The sequence below is a fragment of the Armatimonadota bacterium genome (assembly GCA_031081585.1).
In the GTDB taxonomy this organism is placed as follows: Bacteria; Sysuimicrobiota; Sysuimicrobiia; order Sysuimicrobiales; family Humicultoraceae; genus Geohabitans; species Geohabitans tengchongensis.
The window spans coordinates 29721-32910 of record JAVHLY010000030.1; the positions used below are offsets into that span (position 1 = coordinate 29721).

The 3190-nt window shown below is 73.6% G+C and carries 2 protein-coding genes; one reads left to right on the top strand and one right to left on the bottom strand.

Annotation, left to right across the window (positions count from 1 at the left end):
- Nucleotides 1–2008: non-homologous end-joining DNA ligase (gene ligD, locus RB146_11580; protein ID MDQ7829610.1), on the bottom strand; the 2008-nt coding region annotated here is incomplete at its 3' end.
- An 82-nt stretch (nucleotides 2009–2090) separates the two neighbouring features.
- On the opposite strand from ligD, the gene RB146_11585 reads away from it, so the two are divergent.
- Nucleotides 2091–3190 (top strand): site-2 protease family protein (locus tag RB146_11585; GenBank protein ID MDQ7829611.1); only part of this gene is annotated, 1100 nt, incomplete at its 3' end.

The window sequence follows — 3190 nt, forward strand, 5'->3', positions numbered from 1 at the left end:
CGCCCTCGATCCCGTCGGGGAAGCGGCGCAGCGTCAGCGGCCGGTCGCGCAGGTGCGGCAGGATCCACCGGTGGACCTGGAGGTAGTAGCGGATCAGGTCCCCCTTGGTCAGGCCGAGCTCGGGCCAGAAGACCTTGTCCAGGTTGGTGAAGGTCACGGGCAGGTCGAGGCGCGCCAGCTCGGCCGCGACCGCGCCCGCCTCTGACCCTGCCGCCCCTGCGTCGGCCCCTGCTGCGCCCCGGCCCGCTGCACCCGCGGGGGCCGCAGCGGCCTCGACCGGCGCCTCGGAGGTCCGAGGCGGACGGACCTCCTCGAGGCGCAGCGACGCCGGAACGACGTCCTCGACCACGCCTGTGAAGACCGGGTTGCGCAGGTAGCCGTCGTCGGTCCACTCGGTGAACTCCACGCCGACGACGAGCTCCGGCTCCACCCAGGTCGCCGGCTCGTTCACCAGGGGGCGCGTGGCGAAGGGCGGGTCGGGGCGCACGAGCGGGGTGAGGCGGCGCAGGACCTCCCGGAGGTCGGCCTCGGTGAACCCGCCGCCCACGTGCCCGATGTACTGCAGCCGCCCCCGCGCGTCGTAGAGCCCGACCAGGAGCGCCCCGAAGGTGGCGCGGCGGGCGTCGCGGCCGGCCGTGTAGCCCCCCACCACCGCCTGGAGGGTCCGCCGCACCTTGATCTTCACCCAGGCGCCGCTGCGCCGGCCCGGCTCGTACGGGCTGTCGAGGCGCTTGCCCATGATGCCCTCCAGCCCCTGCGCCTGGGCGGCCCGGTAGAAGGCCACTCCCTCGCCCGGGAAGGCCTCGGAGCGCCACAGCACCGGCCCCGGGGGCAGGACCGCCTGGAGGACCTGGCGGCGCTCGCGCAGCGGCCGGGCCAGCAACGCATGCCCGTGGTAGTAGAGGACGTCGAAGACGACGTAGACCACCGGGACGCGGCGGCGTGCCTCGGCCACGTCCTCGGGCCGCTGCAGGTTGAGGCGCTGCTGGAGGCGCTGGAAGCTCGGACGCCCCTGGGGGTCGAGGGCGATGATCTCGCCGTCGAGGACGACGTCCGGCAGGTCGGCGGCGTGGAGCGCTTCGACCACCTCCGGGTACTGGCGGTTGAGCGGGTTGAGGCGGCGCGACTGGAGGAGCACCGTCCGCTCGACGCCCTGACGGCGCAGGTAGGCCAGCGCGCGCACCCCGTCCCACTTCACCTCGAAGAGCCAGGCGGGGTCGTCGAAGGGCTCGTCGCGCAATCGGGCCAGCATGGGGAGGAGCCCCTCGGGAAAGGGATCCTGGCCCGGGCGGTCGAGCCCCAGCGCGCGCAGGCTTTCGGCCTCGCCCGGTGGAGGCGCTGCCGCCGTCTGGCGGTGGGGAGAGTCGGCCGGGGCCGCCCGCGCCGCCGGCGTCTCCAGGGGCGTCGTGGTCCATTGCGCCGAGCGGTCCGTCCGGATCTCCTCGATGGTGCGGCCGCTCTTCACCGACCGGGCCGGCTGCGGCAGCGTCCACCCGGGGACGGCAAAGGCGTCCTTGCCCTTGAAGAGCAGCCACGCGTTCTCGCCGCCGAGCGCCCCACCGTCGGGGGCGCGGCGCCGTCCTCCCGTCCGCACCAGGTGGAACTCGCCGCGCAGCTTCTGCCCCTCCAGGACCACTGTGAGCTTGCCGCGGCGGAAGGCTTCGGCGGGATCGCCCTCCAGGCACCGGTAGGTGCCCCGGTCCCACACCATGACCACCCCGGCGCCGTAGTTTCCCTCGGGGATCACCCCTTCGAAGTCGATGTAGTCGAGGGGGTGGTCCTCCACCAGCACGGCCAGCCGCTTGTGGGCCGGGTCCAGCGAGACCCCCTTCGGGACGGCCCACGAGCGCAGCACGCCCTCCATCTCCAGGCGGACGTCGTGGTGGAAGCGGGTGGCGTGGTGCTCCTGCACGACGAAGCGCAGCGGCCCCGCCGACGGGCGCACCTCCCCCGTCGGTTCCGGGGTCTGCTCGAAGCGGCGCTTCCGGCGATAGGTGTCCAGTCCCATGGGGGCGGCCCGGTCCTCCTCACCCTACGGCGGCCACCGCCCGGGGTAAAGTGGAGGCGGGAACCCGGGAGGAGGGAGACCGATGGACGGGAGCGTGCGCATCGCCAGGGTCCTGGGGATCCCCGTCGAGATCCACTACACCTGGTTCATCCTGTTCGTCCTGGTGGCCTGGAGCCTCTCCGTGGGGTATTTCCCCGAGGCGCTGCCCGGCCTCTCGCCGCTTGGGGCCGTCGCGCTCGGGGTGACGGCCACCGTGCTGCTCTTCGCCGCGCTGCTGGTGCACGAGCTGGCCCACAGCGTGGTGGCCCGGCGGGAGGGGCTGCCCATCCGGGGGATCACGCTCTTCGTCTTCGGCGGCGTCGCCCAGATGACGCGCGAGCCGCGCACTCCGGGGGCGGAGTTCCGCATGGCCGTGGCCGGCCCGCTGGCCAGCCTCGGCATCGCCGCGCTCTTCGCGCTGCTGGCCTGGATCGGCGTGCGCGCCGCGTGGGGAGAGAGCGTGGTCCGGCTCTTCCAGTACCTGGCCGCGATCAACGGGATCATCCTGCTCTTCAACATCGTCCCGGCCTTCCCGCTGGACGGCGGCCGCATCTTCCGGGCGGCGCTCTGGTACGCCACAGGCAGCCTGGCCAACGCCACGCGCCTGGCCAGCCTGGTGGGCCAGGGGTTCGCCTACCTCCTGATGGGGTGGGGGCTCTTCCGCCTCGTCGGGGGGAACGCCGTAGGCGGGCTGTGGCTGGTCTTCATCGGGTGGTTCCTGCTCCAGGCCGCCCAGCAGGGCTACCAGCAGGTGCTCATCCGCCGCGCCCTGCGCGGGGTGGAGGCGCGCGACCTGATGCGCGAGGATCTCCCGGCGGTGCCGGCCGACCTCACCCTGGCCGAGTTCGTGCACGACTACCTGATGCGGGGGCGGGCCAACGAGTACTGCGTGCGCACCGACGGGGAGTGGCGCGGGATCATCTCCCTGGACGACGTCCGTCAGGTGCCGCGGGATCGCTGGGACGAGGTGCGGGTGGCCGAGGTGATGGCGGCGGAGGACCGCTGCCCCACCGTGCGGGCAGGGCAGAGCGCAAGCGAGGTGCTGGCTCTCATGACCCAGCGCGACGCCTCCCTGGTGGCGGTGCGCGACCGCGGGCGCCTGGTGGGGACGATCACGCGCGCCGACATCATCGCCTACATCCG